This window comes from Actinorhabdospora filicis (assembly GCF_030269765.1).
GTDB lineage: Bacteria > Actinomycetota > Actinomycetes > Mycobacteriales > Micromonosporaceae > Actinorhabdospora > Actinorhabdospora filicis.
This window is the reverse complement of sequence record NZ_BSTX01000007.1, coordinates 145,818-162,773: the sequence shown is the minus strand read 5'-3', so window position 1 is coordinate 162,773 and position 16,956 is coordinate 145,818. Positions and strand designations below refer to the sequence as shown.

Here is a 16,956-nt window from a genome sequence, read left to right as displayed (position 1 = left end):
GGACATCACGAGACCTCGCCCCGGAAGACGGTCTGGATCAGTTGCTCGCCGTCGCGGCGGCGCACCAGGGTGCCCCGGCCGGGCGGCTGCTTGCTGGGCCGCAGGGTCCCCAGGACCTGGCCCTCCTCGCGGCGGCCGTCCATCAGCAGACCCGGCGCGTCCAGCTCCTTGAGGCGCTGGATGACCGGTTCGTGCATCGCCCGGCCGACGCCCGACATGCGGCGGGCCAGGATGATGTGCAGGCCGATGTCGCTGGCCTGCGGGATGAAGTCGGCCAGCAGCGCGAGGGGGTTGGAGCGCCCGACGGCCACCAGGTCGTAGTCGTCGATGAGGAAGAAGACCTCCGGACCCGTCCACCAGCTGCGGTTACGCAGCTGGTCGGGGGTCACGTCCGGGCCCGGGAGCCGCAGCTCCAGGCGCTTCTTCACCGCACCGACGGTCTTCTCGAACTGGGTGGAGTTCATCGAGTAGTCGAGCAGGTGCTCGCCCTCGACCGCGCCCAGCATCCCGCGCCGGTAGTCGGCCATGATGATGCGCGCCTGGTCCGGGGTGTACTTCTCGGTGATGGACTGGGCGATGTGCCGCATGAGGTTGCTCTTGCCGCATTCGGAGTCGCCGAAGATCATCAGGTGCGGCTCGTCGTCGAAGTCCAGCAGCACCGGCTTCAGACCCGCCTCGTTGAGGCCGATCGGGATGCCCTGGGCACGGCGGCCGACCATCGGGGCCAGCTCCTCCATCCGCAGGTCGCGCGGCAGGAGACGGACCTTCGGGACCGTCGGGCCGCGCCAGGCCTTGCGGACCTCGGCGACCATGTGCGCCACGCCCTCCTGCAGGTCCTCGTCGCGCTGGTGCCCGTCGATGCGGGGCATCGCGGTGAGGAAGTGCAGCTTCTCCTTGGTCATACCACGCCCCGGGGTCTTCTCCGGGACGTTGCGGGCGGCCTTGCGGTCCAGCTCCGACTCCGAGGGGTCGCCCAGGCGCAGCTCCAGCTTCGTGGCCAGCAGGTCGCGCATGTTCAGCCGGATCTCGGCCCAGCGGTTGGCCGAGATGACCAGGTGGACGCCGAAGCCGAGGCCGCGACCGGCCATCGACAGCAGCGTCGACTCGAACTGCTCGTAGTCCTCGCGCAGGGTGCCCCAGCCATCGACCACGAGGAACACGTCGCCGTACGGGTCGTCGGCGTGCTCGCCGCGCGCCCGCAGGCGGCGGTAGGCGTTCATGCCGTCGATCTGGTTCTCGGCGAAGCGGGCCTCGCGGTCGTCGATGATGCTGTTGACCTCGGAGATCGTGCGGCGCACGCCCTCCTCGTCGCGACGGCCGTAGACGCCGGCCACGTGCGGCAGGTCGCCCAGGCCGCGAATGGTGCCGCCACCGAAGTCGAGGACGAAGAACGCCGCCTCGCGCGGGGTGTGCGTGAGCGCCAGCCCGGAGATCATCGCGCGCAGCATGGTGCTCTTGCCCGACTGCGGGCCGCCGACGATGGCGACGTTGCCGCCCGCGCCGTCCAGTTCCACGGTGAACGGGCTGCGCCGCTGCTCGAAGGGCCGGTCGACCTCGCCGAGCACGGCCATGAGCCGCCCATTGTGGTTCCAGCCGACCGGGGTCAGGCCGCGCTCGGGGTCGATCCCGAGCTGCGGCAGGACCCGGTCGAGGCTCGGGGGCTCCTTGAGCGGCGGGAGCCACACCTGGTGCGCGGGCCGTCCGTGGCCGCGCATCTTGTGGACCATGACCTCCAGCATCGAGATTTCCTTGCCCTCGTCGTTGACCGGAGTCTCGACGGCGACCTCTTTCTCGCGGGGCTTCTCGATGACGGGGATGTAGTCCAGGTCGTAGTTGACGAGGTTCACGTCCTCGCGGACCTTCGGCGCGCCCGGCAGGCCGGGTGCGCGTCCGGTCGGCTTGTAGGCACCCGAGACGTAGGCGGCGCGGAAGCGCTGCATGGTCTCGGTGCCGACCTTGAGGTAGCCGTGACCGGGCGCCTGCGGCAGGTCGTAGGCGTCGGGGACGCCCAGGACGACCCGGGACTCCACCGCCGAGAAGGTCCGCAGACCGACGCGGTAGGAGAGATAGGTGTCCAGACCCCGCAGCTTGCCCTCTTCGAGGCGCTGCGAGGCCAGCAGCAGGTGCACGCCGATGGACCGGCCGATCCGGCCGACCTGCACGAACAGGTCGATGAACTCCGGCTTGGCGACCAGCATCTCGGAGAACTCGTCACAGATGATCATCAGCGCGGGCAGCGGCTTGAGGGGCTCGCCGGCCAGGCGGGCCTTCTCGTAATCCTGCCGGTTGACGTAGTTGCCCGCCGCGCGCAGCAGTTCCTGACGGCGCACCATCTCACCGGCGAGCGCGTCCTGCATGCGGTCGACGAGGGCGATCTCGTCGGCGAGGTTGGTGATGACCGCCGAGACGTGCGGCATCTCGTCGAGGAACGCGAAGGTCGCGCCGCCCTTGAAGTCGACGAGGACGAAGTTCAGTTCCTCCGACGAGTGGGTGGCGGCCAGGGCGCCGACGATGGTGCGCAGGACCTCGGACTTGCCGGAGCCGGTGGCGCCGATGAGCAGGCCGTGCGGGCCCATGCCCTCCAGCGCGGCTTCCTTGAAGTCGATGTCGACGACCTGCCCGTCGGGGGACATGCCGAGCGGCACCTTCATGAACTCCCGCATCGGGCGGGGGCGCCAGTGGATGCTCGGGTCGAGCGCGGCGGCGTCACCGAAGCCGAGCAGGTCGGGCAGTTCCATGACCGTGGACAGGGGTTCCTCGGTGGTGGCCTGCTGCTGCTGGGAGAGCCGGTAGGGCGCCATCTGCCGGGCGATGCCCTCGGCCTGGCTGATGGACAGCATGTCGGGGACGCCGAGGGGCGCCTGGCGGGTGCCCTGGTCGTGGGACACGCTGCGGCCGTCGCTTTCCAGGCACAGCAGGAAGCGGCCGGAGTCGCGGGGCACGTACCCGGACAGGTCGAGGACGGTGGTGCCGAGCAGGCCGCGCCCGGCGAGCTGGCAGTTGGGGGCGACCTCACCGCCGTCGAGGATGACCAGGATGTGCGGCTGCCCGGCGAGGGGCTTGGCCTCGGGCCCGAAGCGGCCGCGGCCGGAGAGCTCGTCCTGCAGGGCGCGTTCGAGGCTCATCATGTCCTCGAAGGCCAGGCGGGCGGCTCCGGCGGCGTCGCTGCGGGACTTCGACTGCAGGTGCGGCATCCACTTGGTCCAGCGCCAGCGGTCCATGCGCTCGGGTGCGGCGACGACGGCGATGATGAGGTCGTCGGGCGAGTGCAGGGCCGCCAGCTGGCAGACGATGCTGCGGGCCATGGCGGTGGTGATGTCGTACTCGCCGCGCAGGACGACCTTGCTGAACGAGCGCACCGACATCGAGATGGGCAGGTCGCGGACGCTGTTGTGGGTGCGCACGAACCGGCGCAGCGCGATGGCGCTCATCGGTTCGAGGTCCTCGACCGGTTTGGTCTCCGGTGGCACGATTTTGACGGCGAGCCGCTGCGGGCCCTTGGCCACGCGGACCTCGCCGAAGTCGTCGTCGGTGGTGCGCCGCTCCCACATGCGCGCCGAGGCCACGATCGACCACAGCGAGTCGGGTTCGGGGTGGCGCCACTGCTGGGCGGCGCGCTGCTGGTCGGCGGCGCGGCGGACGCGGCGGCGGGCCTGCGCGAGGTACCGCATGTAGTCGCGGCGCTCGGCGTTGAGTTCGGCCTTGTCCTTGCCGCCGGTGTTGCCGATGTTGCTGACGGCCATGCCCAGCATGGAGACGCCGAAGAGGCCGCCGGCGACGTAGGACATCGCGCCGCTGCCGCGGTTCCCCATCATCATCATCATGGCCCCGGCGCCGCAGATCATCGGCAGGATCATGAAGATCTGGCCGAAGCTCTTGGGGAGGATCTCGGGCAGTTCCGGGGGCGATTCGAGCAGGAGTTCACCGCGCGGCAGTTGCGGTCCTCGGCGGCGGGGTGGCCGCTTGAACAGTTCGGTGCTCACCGGATGCCCTTCTCGGACTTTTCACACTGGGGTTGACCTAGACCTTACTGACGTGCGCCACATGGGGTCCATCGGCCGTCGTGAGCCCGGGTTGCGCGCCTCGGTAGGCTGACCGCATTCCCGCCGCCCGTGGCCGCAGATCCCCCGCGCGTCCCGGCCGATCCCGGCGGGAGGTCGCTTCATGGGAGGAGCCATTCGTGGCCGGCACTGCGAACGGGGAACTGACCCGCGTCACGATCGTCAGCCCGAACACGCGGGTCGATCTGGCGCTGCCGTCGGAGGTGCCGTTGGCGGAGCTGCTGCCGACGATCCTGCGGCACGCGGGTGAGGAACTCGCCGACGAGGGTGCCTCGCACGGTGGCTGGGTGCTGGCGCGCCTGGGCGGGCAGCCGCTGGATTCCGGGCGCAGCACCTCGCAGCTGACGGTGCGCGACGGTGAGCTGCTGTATCTGACGATGCGGCAGAAGATGGCGCCGGAGATGGTCTTCGACGACGTCATCGAGGCGGTGGCGACGGCCACCAACAACCGGGGTTCACGCTGGGACCAGCACTCCACGCGCAAGTTCAGCCTGACGGTGGGCGTGTGCGCGCTGCTGGCGGGTGCGCTGGCGGTGCTGTTCTCGGGTCCGCCGCAGTTGTACGGGGCGATCACGGCTTTCGTGGTCGCGGTGGTCCTGCTGTCCGTTTCGGCGGTTTTCGCCCGCGCGCTGCGCGCGACCGACGCGGCGGTGGCCTTCGCGCTGGTGTCGCTGGCGTACGCGGCCGTCGGCGGTCTGCTGGTGGGCGCCGGTGACCGCGAGGTGGGCGAGCTGACCTCGGCGAACCTGGTGATGGCGACCTCGGCGGTGCTGGTCTTCGCGGTCCTGGCGCTGGTGGCCGTGGCCGACCGGGCGCCGCTGTTCCTGTCGGCGTCGTTCTGCGCGGTGGCCTTCGGCATCGCGGCGGGGACGTCGATGGCCCTCGACGGCAACGCGGCCCTGGGCGCGGCGATCGTGGCGTCCCTGACGTTCATGCTGGTCCCGGCGACGCCGACGCTGTCGCTGCGGCTGGCGCGGGTGCCGATGCCGCAGCTCCCGGCCAACGTCGAGGAGCTCAAGCAGGACAACTACTCGGTCAACGGCACCGAGGCGCTGGACCGTTCGGCGCGCGCCAACGACTTCCTGACCTCGATGTACGGGACGATCGCGGTGATCAGCTTCGCGTGCTGCATCGCGTTGTCGCTGGACGGCGGCGTCCCCGGCTGGCTGCTGACCGGTGTGCTGTCGCTGGTGCTGCTGTCGCGGGCGCGGGTCCTGGTGGTCCGCAGCGCGCGGATCCCGCTGCTGACGGCGGGCATCGCGGGCCTGGGCCTGCTGACCCTGGCGGTCTTCGCGGCCTCGCCGACGCTGATCCGGCTGACGGCGGTCCTGGGCGGGCTGCTGGTGATCACGCTGATCGCGGTGTTCTACGGCCTGGCGGTCACCGGGAAGCGCATCTCGCCGATGTGGGGCCGCACCCTCGACATCGCCGAGATCCTGCTGATCGTGGCGATCGTGCCCCTGGCGGGCTGGATCGGCGGTATCTACACGATGATGCGCAGCCTGAACGGATAGTCCGAGACGTACGAAAAGGGCCCCGCCGACCGGCGGGGCCCTTTTCGCGTTCAGTACCGGCCGGGCGGGCCGGGCGGGATGCGCCGCCGTCGCTTGCCGCGCACGACCAGGACGATCACCAGCACGAGGACGCCGAGGAGGACGATCGCCGCGATCGGGACGATCACGAGCTTCACCAGCAGCGACCGGTCCTGCTCGACGCGGTCCTCGGCCGCGCCGGAGAGGGCGTTGGCGGGGTCGCCGAGCGGGTTCTCGCCGACGTGCGGGACGTCCTTCGTCAGCGCCGCCTCGGCGTCCACGAGGCCGGTGCCGTAGACGTCGTCGCGGCCGGGCGCCCCGGCGTCGGCGGCGGTGGAGACGAGCCGGTTGATGAGGTCGGGCCCGCTGATGCCGGGGTACTTCGCGGCGACCAGCGCGGCGACCCCGGAGACGAGGGCGGTGGCGATGCTGGTGCCGCTGCCCTTGGTGTACCCCGGGTCGGTGCCCGGGTTGTCGGGGGTGATGCCCATGACGTCGACGGCGGGCGCGACCAGGACCGTGCCGGGCCCGGTGGCCGACTTCTCCCAGATCTTCCCGTCCTGCCCCACCCCGGCCACCGCGACCACGCCCGGCAGGTTCGCGGGCGCGCCCACTCCGGCCGAGGGGTCGTTGCCCGTACCGGCGATGACGACCGCGCCCTTGCCGAGGGCGTACTTGACGGCCTCGATCTCGGTGTCGGAGGCGCTCCCCCCGGTCAGCGAGACATTGATGATCTTGGCGCCGCTGTCGGCGGCCCAGCGGATGCCCTCGACCATGGGCCCGGCGACGAACTCCGCACCGCCGGAGGTGACCTGCACCGGGAGGATCTTCGCGCCCGGCGCCACCGACAGGATCTGCCCGGCCATGTCGGTGCCGTGCCCGGCGCGGTCGCGACGGGGGTCCTCCTCGACGAAGCTCTTGCCGTCCAGGACGTGCCCCTCCAGGTCGGGGTGCTTCCCGACGCCGGAGTCGACCACGGCGACCACGACGCCCTCGCCGGTGCTGATGGCCTGCGCCTGCGCGGCCTTGATCGCCTCCAGCTGCCAGCCGGTGATCTTCGCCGTCGCGGGCTGCGCCCACCCCGTCAGCAGTACCGTCGCCGCCGCGATCGTCACCGCCGTCCTGGACCGTGCGGTCATGACCGCCTCCGTTTCGGTTGCGCGGACTGCGCCGACCATACCGAGACCGGGCCTCGGCCGCGAGGGTGACGAGGGGCCCTAAGGTGGGGGCACACGTCATCCAACCGACGACACCCCCGGCAGAGGTTCGCAGATGCGTTCGCGTAAGGAACAGGTCCAGGCCCACCGGTTCGTGAGCCACCGGCTCATCTCCGCGCTGCTCCTGGGCGATCCGGAGAGCACCGAGACGCCCATGCGGCGCATCGGCCTGTCCGTCATGGGCAGCGTCATGGTGATGGCCGTGATCGCCGCCGCGTTCGGCATCTACGGCGTGTTCAAACAGGGCGGCGGCAAACCCCAGGCCGATGTCCTGATCATCGAGGAGGAGACCGGCGTCCGCTACCTCTACGGCAGCCTCGCCGGGGCCAACTCCAAGCCCGCGCTCTACCCCGTCCTCAACTACTCCTCGGCGCGCCTGATCCTGAACAAGCCCGAGGTGGAGACGGTCACCATGTCGCAGAACTCCCTGCGCGACTACCCCCGCGGCCTCCCCCTCGGCATCCCCAACGCGCCCGACACCCTCCCCCTCCCGGAGAACCTGACCCAGAACGGCACCGCCTGGAACGTCTGCAGTTCCAGCCCCCGCCCCGCCGCCAGCGGCCTGGTGACCCAGGTGATCGTGCAGAACCTCACCGGCGGCGAACTCCCCGGCGACAAGGCCGTCCTCGTCCAGGACTCCGCGGGCAAGGACGAGTTCCTGCTCCTGAACGACAAGCGCTTCCACGTCACCGCCTTCGCCAAAACCGCCCTCGGCATCACCAACCAGCCCATCCCCGTCACCAAAAAGGTCATCGACGCCCTCCCCGCCGGGCCCGACCTCGACCAGATCCGCGTGACGAACGCCGGCGGCAACAGCAACCGCCCCGTGGTCGGCTCCACCGCCAAGGTCGGCGCGGTCTTCACCACCTCCGGCAAGTTCTTCGTCCTCACCGACCGCGGCCTCATCCCCGTGGGAGCGGTCGCCGCCAAACTCCTCGGCGGCGAGACCGAACCCATCCCCGCCTCGGCCTCCGACATCAACTCCGCCCTCGCCCCCGACGCCGGCGGCATCGAAAAACCCGGCTTCCCCCAGGAAGTCCCCGTCGCCAAGCAGGTCACCGGCGACCACACCGCCATCTGCGGCGTCTACACCCCCGGCGCCGGCATCCAGGTCATGACCTACGGCCACGCCCCCGAAGACCTCGTCATCCCCGACAACACCACCCTCATCGACACCACCGGCCTCGCCGACCGAGTAGTGCTGCCCGGCGGCCGCGGCGTCCTCGCCCAGGACCAGCCCACCGACGGCGCCACCTCCGGCCAAACCGTCTACCTGATCAACCAGCAGGGCAACAAGTACGGCCTCGTGGCATCCCAGGGCTCCGACCCCAAGGCCGCCCTCGGCTACTCCTCGGTGACCCCGGTACTGGTACCCGGCTCGTTCCTGAACCTGCTGCCCTCGGGCGTGGCCCTGAGCCAGCACGCGGCATTGCAGAAGGTGATCGAAACGGCCCCGGACCAGACCCCGGACCCGGCGGCGAGCTAGCGGCGATGAGTTCGCGGTGAAGAAGTGGTGAAGAAGAAGTAGTAGGGCACGAGGAACACGGAACGACGACCGGGGCGAGCCGAGCGGCTCGCCCCGTGGCGTGTGCGGGGGTGGGCGGGGCGGGGCTGGGGGGTGCGGGGTGGAGTGATGGGGGCGGGAAGAAGAGGTGCGGGCCGGGCGGGACAAGGCGGCGGGCGAGCAGGGTGGACGAAGTGGGTGGCCCACGTACCGCAAGGTGCCCCACAGACCCGGCGCGAAGCGCAGATGCCGACTTCGGGTGGTGGGGTCCTTCGTCGGTCGGCCGCAAAGGAATCGGTAACGAGGGTTCTGGGGGTGTCAAGCCGCGTTCTTTGGCTTGACACCCCCAGGTTCGTCGTTATGGTGCCGGGGCCGACCGACGAAGGACCCCACCGCACGCAAAGAACAACCCAAAACAAGCCCGACCATGCCCTAAGCCCGTGGACAACGGCCCGCAACCCAAGGCGAAGCCCCCTTCCGAGAGAGGCCCAGGTCCAGGACAGCGTCCTGGTCGGGGCAAGGGCTGAAAGCCCAGGCCAGACGGCGATGGGACCCCAGCGCCAACCCCCGGGACAGCACAAGGGCGATCCGTGAGGGGGCGGACAAGAAGCGCGACAGCCGGGAGTCAGCCACTACGACAAACCCCCTCCAACCCGCTACTGTTATCCAACACACACCCCACCCCGAGGACGGCCATGGCCAACACCGACGTCGACGTCTCCTCCCTCGACGGCTTCCTAGCCAACCTCGCCAATCGCCGCATCCAGCTCGAAACCGTCATCGCCAAGATGAACGAACAGCTCAAGGACAAACCCCCCGCCCTGGGCACCTTCCAGCACGCCAACACCAGCAAGGCCGTCTACGCCAAGCACTACGGCGAGTTCGCCGACCGCATCAATCGCCTGATGGACGCCGTCGTAGCCGCCGAGCTCGCCACGAAGCGCATCGCGGAGAACTACCGCACGGCCGAGCAGCTGAACTCTCTGAGCGCCACGAGCATCGGGTCGCGCTTGGACGACGTGGACACCGCACTGGAGAAGAAGTGAGCGATCTCGACGCCTATCTCCCCCCGTACCAGTCGCAGGACCATGCCGCGCTGTGGAAGTCGTTGCAGGCGGGTGATCCGGGGCAGATCGATGGTTTGGCCGCGACGTGGGTGAATCCGATCCGGGCGACGCTGGACGACTTCGTCCTGGATCTGGACCGCGATCTGACGGACCTGATGGACTACTGGAGCGAGAAGACCGAGGGTGGCGCGGAGTTCAAGCGGCGGTTGAGTCTGGTGATCCAGTTCGCCGATCAGCTGGCGGGTCACGTGGGCACGATCAAGGACAATCTGCACGCGTGGAAGACGGCTTTGGAGACGGCGCAGGGGAATGCTCCGGATCCGGCCGACACCGATGATTCGGGGCGCACGATCGCGGGTGCCGCGATCGGGACGGCGATCCTGGGTCCGGCGGGTGCTCTGATCGGTGGTCTGATCGGGCATGAGCAGGACGAGGAGCAGCGCCGGGAGGCGCGCGAGAAGATCATCATGATCATCGCCGAGCTGGCGCGGGAGTACGACACGAAGGAGGAGATCAAGTCTCCTCCGCCGCTGCCGCCGGTGGATCTGCCCGATTCGGTCAATCACGGCAACCCGGGCATGAAGGCGATCGACGGGACGGTGATCCCGACGGCTTCGGCGTTCACGCCGAAGGCGATCGCGACGCCGGACGACGGGGAGCCCGCGCCGGAGAAGCCGGGTGAGCCGCCGGTGATCGGGCCGCCCGGTGGCGAGACCGATCTGCTGGGGGTCGGCGACGGGACGCTGACCGGGGTGAACGTGGGCACGTCGGGCACTTTGGGTTTCGCGGCTCCGGGTGGGAGCACGTTCGCCGCGTCGCCGCTGAGCGGTGGGGCGGGGCTGTTCCCGGGCGCGGCGACGCTGCGGGGTGGGCGGCCGAGTGTGACGGCGCTGGAGAGCGCGAAGTCGCCAGCGGCGGCCAAGACCGAGGCGGCGAAGGCCGTTCCGAACGCGAAGGCCCCGGCGCGTCCGCCGAGCGCGCGGACCGCGCCCGACGAGGAGTCGCGGGACCGGGTCTACGAGACGTGGCTGACCGAGGACGACATGGTGTGGGGCGATGCCGCCGAGCCCGCCCCGGCGACGCTGGGCGCGCGGTTCGTCCCCGAGCCGCCGGAGCCGCCGAGGGCGGCCGTGAAGGAGATCGAGGGGCCGCCGGAAAACCTCGCGTGAGGGCCGATTCGACCCCAGAGGACTCCGTCCGGCCACAAAACCGACGGGAATTATTCGGCTGGACTTCACACTCGTTGATCAATTCCTTTAGGATGCCCGGAAGGCCGCCGATCATGGGCCCGGCAGGCGGGACGGCCAGGTCAGTCCCGCCATGTCCGTGATCGGTCACCGTCACCCTTCTGGAAGAGGCTCTGCAATGTCTTTCCACGTCGACTTCGCCGGTATGACCGCCGCCGAAGGGCGCTTGAAGCGACTGTCGGACAACAGCTCCGACATCGCCACGGTCGCCAAGGACGCCGACCCGGAGTGGTTCATCTGGGGCCTGTTCGGTTCGCCGCTGGCCGCGGGCTACTTCCCGCTGGCCGAGCAGATCCACACCCACCTCAAGGATCTGACCGAGGCGCTGAACGCCAATGCCACGCGCATCAATGAGTGCGCCGCGCAGTACAAGCAGCGCGAAGAGGACACCACCGCGACGATGGACATCATCCAGCGGCGCCTCGACGGCAAGAAGCCCAGCTAACCGCCACCCCCGACAGGAGTTCCCACCGTGGGCGACGAGTCCCCCGACATCACCAAGCACAAGGACTACGACAAGGTCAATGACGACGGCTCGATGCTGTCGGGTGACTGGGGAAGCCGTAACAGCTACGTCGAGAGCCTCGACGGGCTCAAGGACAACATCTGGGCCTATGCGCAGATCGACAAGATCAGCGAGAACATCGGGAATCTGTCCGAGGGCAAGGAGATCCCGGGCAGCCTGATGGAGATCGGCGTCCAGATCACCGACTTCGCCGGAAACGTCGGCGGCATGATCGCCGACCCGATCGGTTGGCTGGCGGCGGCCGGGCTGGGCGTCCTCATCGACTTCGTGCAGCCGCTGGAGGACATCCTCGGCATGGCGACGGGCAATCCCGAGCGCATGGAGGACGAGGGCAAGAAGTGGAGCGCGGTCATCGACTCCCTCGAACCCCTCGCCAAGGAGGTCCAGGAGGCGGCCAGCACCGACCTGTCCCAGTGGGACGGGGAGGCCGCGGCCATCGCCAAGCGGCGCCTCGGGCAGCTGTCGGCGGCGATCGTCGACGTCAACCAGCAGATCAACTGGGTCCTGGGCGTCATGGAGGCCGCCAAGGCCGTCGCCTCGATCCTCCAGGACGTCATCAAGACCATCATCGGCGGCTTCATCGGCGAGCGCCTCATCGCCTGGGCGGTGGCGACGTCGACGGCGGCGGTGAGTTTCGGGGCGTCCTTCGCGGCGTTCATCGCCAACACGCTGATGGCGTACTCGCGGGCGATGGTGCGGATCATGTCCTTCGCCAACCGGGGCGCCAACATCTTCGCCAAGATCCTGAAGCTGGTCGTGCGGCTCGGTGAGGTGCTGGGCAAGGGCGGCGGCGCGGTCTTCGCGATCGTGAAGACGCTGCCGGGCGTGGTCCAGAAGGGCATCAACGCCGCCGGGAGCTCCGACTCGACCGCCGTCACGGATTCCATGCAGTGACGGCGCAGTGGTCGCCACCGTCGCCGGGCTGGGAGGTGTCGGCGCATCCGGCGTCCCCCTACCGGTTCGGCGCGGACACGGCGGCCGCGGGCGAGGGGATCCTCGATCTGCGTCTGGGCGGTCGGCGCGACACCCGTTCGGCGGGCGTCGAGTTCGCCTACCGGGACCGGGTGCGGGTGCCGCGCCCGCAGGCGCCGGTGGTGCTGGTGGACGGCCGTCCGGCCCTCCAGGGCTGGGGGCACGCACGCGTGTCACTGCCGTCGGGGCCTCGCGTGGTCGAGGTGCAGGCGGGTGTGTCGCGGGTGTGCCGGGTGGTCGAGGTGCCCGAGCGGGGTGCCGTCGAGCTCGATTACGCGCATCTGTGGCCGAACCGCTTCGACAGCGGCGAGGACGAGGCCGCGCTCGGCCCGCGTGGCCGGACGGCCGAGCGGCCGGGTCTGTTCGCGCGGCTGCTGGGCCGGGGCGCGGCGCCGGTGCCGGTGGACGGCGTGTTCCTGCTGGACCCGGGTTCGCGCGCGGTCCCGGAGCTGCCCGGCGGCCACGGTGGTGTGCTGGTGCGCGCGCGTTTCGCGATCGCCCCGAACAGCCGTGACCGGCTGGACGCGCTGGTCGCCGCCGGTGGCGACGCGACCGCACTGACCTCGGCGTGGCTGACGCTCGGCGAGCCCGCGCCGCTGGCCCATCGTCCGTGGGTGGCGCCGTTCACCCTGGCGGTGGCCGGGCGGACGCGGACGCTGCCGTGGGGTTCATGGCTGGTGCCGGTGCCCGAGGGCGTCCACGAGGTCGTGCTGGACTCCACGGCGCCGGCGGCGTCGCTGGTGGACGGGGACACGGTGGTGGATCTGGCCATGGGCCTCAAGACCGCCGAGGCGCGGGTGCGGGCGGGGAAGGTGACCGAGCTGCGCTACCACGTGTCGGTGACGTTGCGGCCGCGCGCGGCCGGTCCGGCGCTGGACGAGTACGCGACCACGGTCTTCGCGACCGCGATGCGGCTGTGGTGAACGGAGGATGGTGATCATGGCCGATTTCGGCCGGGACATGCAGAACCGGGCGGGTGAGATCCAGCGGATCGTCGCCGAGGCCCGGGCGGAGAGCAGCAGCGCCGACTACGCCGTGAAGGTCGTGGTCGGGCCGGGTGGCGCCGTCCACGACGTGGAGGTGACCGGGCGGGCGGGCAAGTACACCGCGCGCGAGCTCGGTGAGCTGATCGTGGCGCAGCTGCGCGAGGCCAACCGCGCGATGGGCGTGGAACTGACCGCGCGCCTGTCGGAGGTCATGGGCGGCCCGGCGCCGGAGGTGTCGACGTCGCTGCCGACGGCCGAGGAGCTGCGGCGGCTGCGCGAACGCAACGAGCGCGATCTGGCGGAGGAGCAGTAGTCATGGTGGACAACCCGCTCGCCGGTTTCGGCAAGGACAATCGCGGCCGGAGCCTGGAGGACGCCGACGAGCTGCGCCGCGCGCTGGGAAAGATGCTCGATCAGGCCAACGCGACCCTGAAGGCCTTCGAGGACGCGCGCGCCGAGACCGGCGCGCTGGTCGCCGAGGGCCGCTCGGAGGACGGGCTGGTCCTGGTGGTCCTCGACGACGACGGCTCGGTCTCGCGCGTCGACATCGACGACTCCGCGATGGGTCACCCCGCCTCGATCGGCCGCTCGGTGCTGGACGCGATCCACCGCGCGCAGGCCGAGCACGCCCGGCAGATGGCGGCGATGGCCGACAAGCTCGCCGGGATGGACGTGATGAAGATGGTCGACGACGCCATGCCGGAGGAAATGCGCGAGCGCTTCAAACGGGAGCAGCCGCGCTGGTGAGCCCGGTGACGCCTTGACGGCGTCGCGTACTCTCCAGGCGTCCGCACCGTACGGCGTCGAAGGGACCGGCCGATGTTCGCCGCGCTGACCGGCCTGGGGCTGTCCTCGGCGGCCGGATTCAACGCCTACATCCCGCTGCTGGTGGTGGGGCTCGCCTCGCACGTCACCGACCGGGTCGCGCTGCCGGCCGGGAACGAGTGGATGGGCGCGTGGTGGGCGATCGGGCTGTTCTCGGTGCTGCTGCTCGTGGAGATCGTGGTGGACAAGATCCCCGTGGTCGACCACGTCAACGACGTGATCCAGACCGCGATCCGCCCGGCCTCGGGCGGCGCGGTGTTCAGCGCGACGGCCGCCGCCGGTGAGGCCGACTCGTGGCTGGCCGACCGGCCGTGGATCGGCTGGCTGGCCGGTATCGTCTGCGCGCTGGGCGTGCACGCGGTCAAGGCGCTGGCCCGGCCGGTGGTCAACGCGACCACCGCGGGCGTGGGCGCCCCCGTGGTGAGCACCGTCGAGGACGGCGGCTCGCTCGGGATGAGCCTGGTGGCGATCTTCGCGCCGATCCTGGTCGTGGTGTTCCTGGCGCTGTTCGCCTTCATCGGCTACCGCTTCGTGCGGCGGATCCGGCGGCGCAGGGCGCGCAAGCTCGCGGCCCGGACGGCGGCGGCGTGAACGACGAGGTGACGCGGCGGCCGTCCACGGCCCTGGGCCTGGTCACCCGGCTGGTGGTCCTGGCCGCGGTGGTCGCGGTGATCCTGGCGGGCGTGGTCGTGGTGTGGCGGGCGGCCGATCCACCGGTGCCGCCGGACTGCTCGGCGCTGCCGCAGGACCTGGGCGCCGCCGTCGGCATCCAGGGCCCGGCGCCGGTGTTCTATGTGGACGACGAGGAGAACGCGCGCCACTGCGAGTGGCACGTCTCCGGGGTGACCGGGCGGGTCTCGGTGACCGTCTTCGCCCGCGACTTCTGGGACGCCCCGGCGCGGCTCACCGAGCTGCGGCAGGACGTGGAGAAGGAGGTGGCGGTGTCCCCCGGCGACTTCGGCGAGGGCTCCTTCACCGCCGAGCGGGCGAGCTACGGCGACCACTCCGGCGTGGTCGGTTTCCGCGCCGGTGACCTGGTGGTGCTGGTGGAGGTCTACGACAAGCAGCCGACCACCTCGGACGCGGTGACACGAGCGGCCGAGGCCGCCCGGCGTGTGCGGGTGGCGCTGTGAGGGCCCTGCTGGTGTGGCTGGCGCGGGAGCGGCCACGCTCGGCGAACCCGGTCCACCGTGGACTGACGCGGGCGATCCTGTGGCTGCTGCCGCTGTGCGCGGTGGCGCTGCTGGTGATCCGGGCCTACGCGGTCCCGGAGGCGCCGGACGACCTGGACCCGGCCTATCCCGACGTGTGCGCCGAGCTGACGCCGCTGGCCGCGAAGGTCCTCGCGGCGTCCACACTGGACGACCGCACGCTGGACCGCGACTCCACCCGCTGCGAGTGGCGGGCCGGGGAGTCGCTGCTGCGCGTGGAGGCGCAGCGGCCGCTGTACGTGTCGTCGGGTGAGACGGCGCTCGGCGAGGCCGCCGAGGACTACCGCGACAAGGTCGACGGTGCGCGGGGCACGACCGGCGTGACGCCCGTCCCGCTGGTCGGCGTCGGCGTCGGCGTCGGCGACGAGGCGGTGTGGGCGGCGGGCGAGGACCGGAGCGTCCTGGTCGCACGGGTCGGGCCGCACGTGCTGGAGCTGACGGTGTCGATGGCCGACCCGCCGCAGAACCAGGCGCAGACGGCGATGCTGATCGCGATGGCGCTGCTGGAGCGGCTGCCGGCGGAGTGACCGGCCGCGCTGTCCATGGGACAGCGCGGAACGGCCGGTTTCTCTACTGTGAGGCCATGCCGCTCCTCAAGCGCCTGGCCGTCCGCGCGGCGGCCGCACTCCTGGTACTCGCGCCCGGCGTCCTCATCGGGCCCTCGGCGGCCTTCGCGGCGTGTCCCGGGGTCGAGGGCAGTCTGGATCCGGGTCCCGAGCCGGTGCAGCAGACCCGACTGGGCCTCAAGCGCGCCTTCGCGCTGGCCACCGGCGCGGGCGTGAACGTCGCGGTCATCGACTCCGGCGTCGCCGCGCACCCCGTCTTCGGCGGCAAGCGCGTCGAGGGCGTCGATCTCGTCGACAAGAGCCGCCCGGGCGGGGGCCAGGGCGCCGACTGCGACCTGCCCAGCCACGGGACGGGCGTCGCCGGGATCATCGGCGCCCAGTACGCGCCGTCGAAGTCGACCTACTACGGGGTGGCGCCCGCGGCGAACCTGTTCTCGGTGCGGGTGTGGGGCGAGAAGAAGCCCAGCCCGGACCCCGGCGCCGCCGACTGGCTGGCCGAGGGCGTCGAGTGGGCCGTCACCAACAAGATGAACGTGATCAACATGTCGATCACCACCACTTTGGACTCGCCCCGGCTCAAGGAGGCCGTCAAGCGGGCCTCGGAGGCCGACATCGTGGTCGTGGTGGCCTCCGGCAACTCCGGCGACCAGCAGGGCAAGCCCGAGTACCCGGCGGCCTGGGCCGGCGAGATCGACGGCCTGATCGCGGTGGCGGGCGTGGACGCGGTGACCGGCGAGCGGGTGAGCTCCTCCTCGTCGGGCCCGTGGGTGGGCGTCGCGGCCCCCGGCGACAACATCGTCATCCCGGCCTCGACGGGTGAGAAGTTCAATCTGGACAAGGGCACCAGCTTCGCCGCGCCCTTCGTCGCCGGTACCGCCGCCCTGCTGCGAGAGCGGTTCCCGGACCTGTCGGCGAAGCAGATCGTGCGCCGCATCGAGGAGACCGCCAACCATCCGGCGGCCCGGCGCGATGACCTGGTCGGCTACGGCGAGGTGAACCCCTACGCCGCGCTGACCGCCGATCTGCCCGCCGAGGTGACCAGCCAGGCCGCGGAACCGGCCGCTCCCCCGGTACTGACCGCCGACGAGTACACGCGCACCCGGCAGTGGGCGCTGGCGGCGGTGGCGATCGCGGCGGTCCTGGTCGCGCTGCTGATGGCGGGCCGCTTCAGCGTCCCGCGCGGCAACCGGCGCGGCTGGCGCGGCGAGTAGCCGACGGCATGAAGCCCCCGGGCCGGGACGG

Annotated in this window: 15 protein-coding genes; 13 read left to right on the top strand and 2 right to left on the bottom strand. The window is 71.0% G+C overall.

What is annotated here, in order from left to right:
• Positions 1–5: 5 nt before the first annotated feature.
• Positions 6–3,983 (bottom strand): type VII secretion protein EccCa, encoded by a 3,978-nt coding sequence (eccCa, locus tag QSK10_RS32570; protein WP_285667372.1) that lies wholly within the window; start codon positions 3,981–3,983, stop codon positions 6–8.
• 197 nt (positions 3,984–4,180) lie between these two features.
• Here eccCa and eccD point away from each other — a divergent pair, with 197 nt between their 5' ends.
• Positions 4,181–5,575: a type VII secretion integral membrane protein EccD gene (gene eccD / locus QSK10_RS32565; RefSeq protein WP_285667371.1), complete on the top strand. Its 1,395-nt coding sequence runs from the start codon at positions 4,181–4,183 to the stop codon at positions 5,573–5,575.
• A gap of 50 nt (positions 5,576–5,625) precedes the next feature.
• Here eccD and QSK10_RS32560 read toward each other — a convergent pair whose 3' ends face one another.
• On the bottom strand, positions 5,626–6,732 hold the full coding sequence (locus QSK10_RS32560) for a S8 family serine peptidase (protein WP_285667369.1): 1,107 nt from the start codon (positions 6,730–6,732) through the stop codon (positions 5,626–5,628).
• A 133-nt stretch (positions 6,733–6,865) separates the two neighbouring features.
• Here QSK10_RS32560 and eccB point away from each other — a divergent pair, with 133 nt between their 5' ends.
• The 12 genes from eccB to mycP all read left to right on the top strand — a co-directional run bounded on the left by eccB (position 6,866) and on the right by mycP (position 16,925).
• The gene (gene eccB, locus QSK10_RS32555; protein WP_285667368.1) at positions 6,866–8,296 is read left to right on the top strand and encodes a type VII secretion protein EccB; all 1,431 of its coding nucleotides are present in this window, start codon (positions 6,866–6,868) and stop codon (positions 8,294–8,296) included.
• A 713-nt stretch (positions 8,297–9,009) separates the two neighbouring features.
• Positions 9,010–9,360: a hypothetical protein gene (locus QSK10_RS32550; protein WP_285667367.1), complete on the top strand. Its 351-nt coding sequence runs from the start codon at positions 9,010–9,012 to the stop codon at positions 9,358–9,360.
• A complete protein-coding gene (locus QSK10_RS32545) occupies positions 9,357–10,550 on the top strand; it encodes a hypothetical protein (protein WP_285667366.1) in 1,194 nt (397 codons plus the stop codon). Before QSK10_RS32550 ends, QSK10_RS32545 begins: the two co-directional genes overlap by 4 nt.
• Positions 10,551–10,746: 196 nt before the next feature.
• Positions 10,747–11,073, top strand: a complete 327-nt coding sequence (locus QSK10_RS32540; protein ID WP_285667365.1) for a hypothetical protein — start codon at positions 10,747–10,749, stop codon at positions 11,071–11,073.
• A 27-nt stretch (positions 11,074–11,100) separates the two neighbouring features.
• Complete coding sequence (locus QSK10_RS32535) at positions 11,101–12,048, top strand: hypothetical protein (protein WP_285667363.1); 948 nt, start codon at positions 11,101–11,103, stop codon at positions 12,046–12,048.
• Complete coding sequence (locus tag QSK10_RS32530; RefSeq protein WP_285667362.1) at positions 12,045–13,049, top strand: hypothetical protein; 1,005 nt, start codon at positions 12,045–12,047, stop codon at positions 13,047–13,049. The genes QSK10_RS32535 and QSK10_RS32530 overlap by 4 nt, the downstream gene beginning before the upstream one ends.
• A 16-nt stretch (positions 13,050–13,065) precedes the next feature.
• Positions 13,066–13,425, top strand: coding sequence for a YbaB/EbfC family nucleoid-associated protein (locus QSK10_RS32525; RefSeq protein ID WP_285667361.1), 360 nt, complete (start codon positions 13,066–13,068; stop codon positions 13,423–13,425).
• Between the two features lie 2 nt (positions 13,426–13,427).
• A complete protein-coding gene (locus QSK10_RS32520) occupies positions 13,428–13,859 on the top strand; it encodes a YbaB/EbfC family nucleoid-associated protein (protein WP_285667360.1) in 432 nt (143 codons plus the stop codon).
• 72 nt (positions 13,860–13,931) lie between these two features.
• Positions 13,932–14,528, top strand: a complete 597-nt coding sequence (locus QSK10_RS32515; protein WP_285667359.1) for a DUF4126 domain-containing protein — start codon at positions 13,932–13,934, stop codon at positions 14,526–14,528.
• On the top strand, positions 14,525–15,070 hold the full coding sequence (locus QSK10_RS32510; RefSeq protein ID WP_285667357.1) for a hypothetical protein: 546 nt from the start codon (positions 14,525–14,527) through the stop codon (positions 15,068–15,070). The genes QSK10_RS32515 and QSK10_RS32510 overlap by 4 nt, the downstream gene beginning before the upstream one ends.
• A complete protein-coding gene (locus QSK10_RS32505) occupies positions 15,067–15,675 on the top strand; it encodes a hypothetical protein (RefSeq protein WP_285667356.1) in 609 nt (202 codons plus the stop codon). The genes QSK10_RS32510 and QSK10_RS32505 overlap by 4 nt, the downstream gene beginning before the upstream one ends.
• Before the next feature lie 56 nt (positions 15,676–15,731).
• On the top strand, positions 15,732–16,925 hold the full coding sequence (gene mycP, locus QSK10_RS32500) for a type VII secretion-associated serine protease mycosin (protein ID WP_285667355.1): 1,194 nt from the start codon (positions 15,732–15,734) through the stop codon (positions 16,923–16,925).
• Positions 16,926–16,956: the final 31 nt, after the last annotated feature.

What these genes read in the sequence shown, in the direction of transcription:
- QSK10_RS32515 (WP_285667359.1), top strand. Translation starts at nt 13,932, where the DNA reads ATGTTCGCCGCGCTGACCGGCCTGGGGCTGTCCTCGGCGGCCGGATTC.
- QSK10_RS32520 (WP_285667360.1), top strand. Translation starts at nt 13,428, where the DNA reads ATGGTGGACAACCCGCTCGCCGGTTTCGGCAAGGACAATCGCGGCCGG.
- QSK10_RS32550 (WP_285667367.1), top strand. Translation starts at nt 9,010, where the DNA reads ATGGCCAACACCGACGTCGACGTCTCCTCCCTCGACGGCTTCCTAGCC.
- QSK10_RS32525 (WP_285667361.1), top strand. Translation starts at nt 13,066, where the DNA reads ATGGCCGATTTCGGCCGGGACATGCAGAACCGGGCGGGTGAGATCCAG.
- mycP (WP_285667355.1), top strand. Translation starts at nt 15,732, where the DNA reads ATGCCGCTCCTCAAGCGCCTGGCCGTCCGCGCGGCGGCCGCACTCCTG.
- QSK10_RS32540 (WP_285667365.1), top strand. Translation starts at nt 10,747, where the DNA reads ATGTCTTTCCACGTCGACTTCGCCGGTATGACCGCCGCCGAAGGGCGC.
- eccB (WP_285667368.1), top strand. Translation starts at nt 6,866, where the DNA reads ATGCGTTCGCGTAAGGAACAGGTCCAGGCCCACCGGTTCGTGAGCCAC.
- QSK10_RS32560 (WP_285667369.1), bottom strand. Translation starts at nt 6,732, where the DNA reads ATGACCGCACGGTCCAGGACGGCGGTGACGATCGCGGCGGCGACGGTA.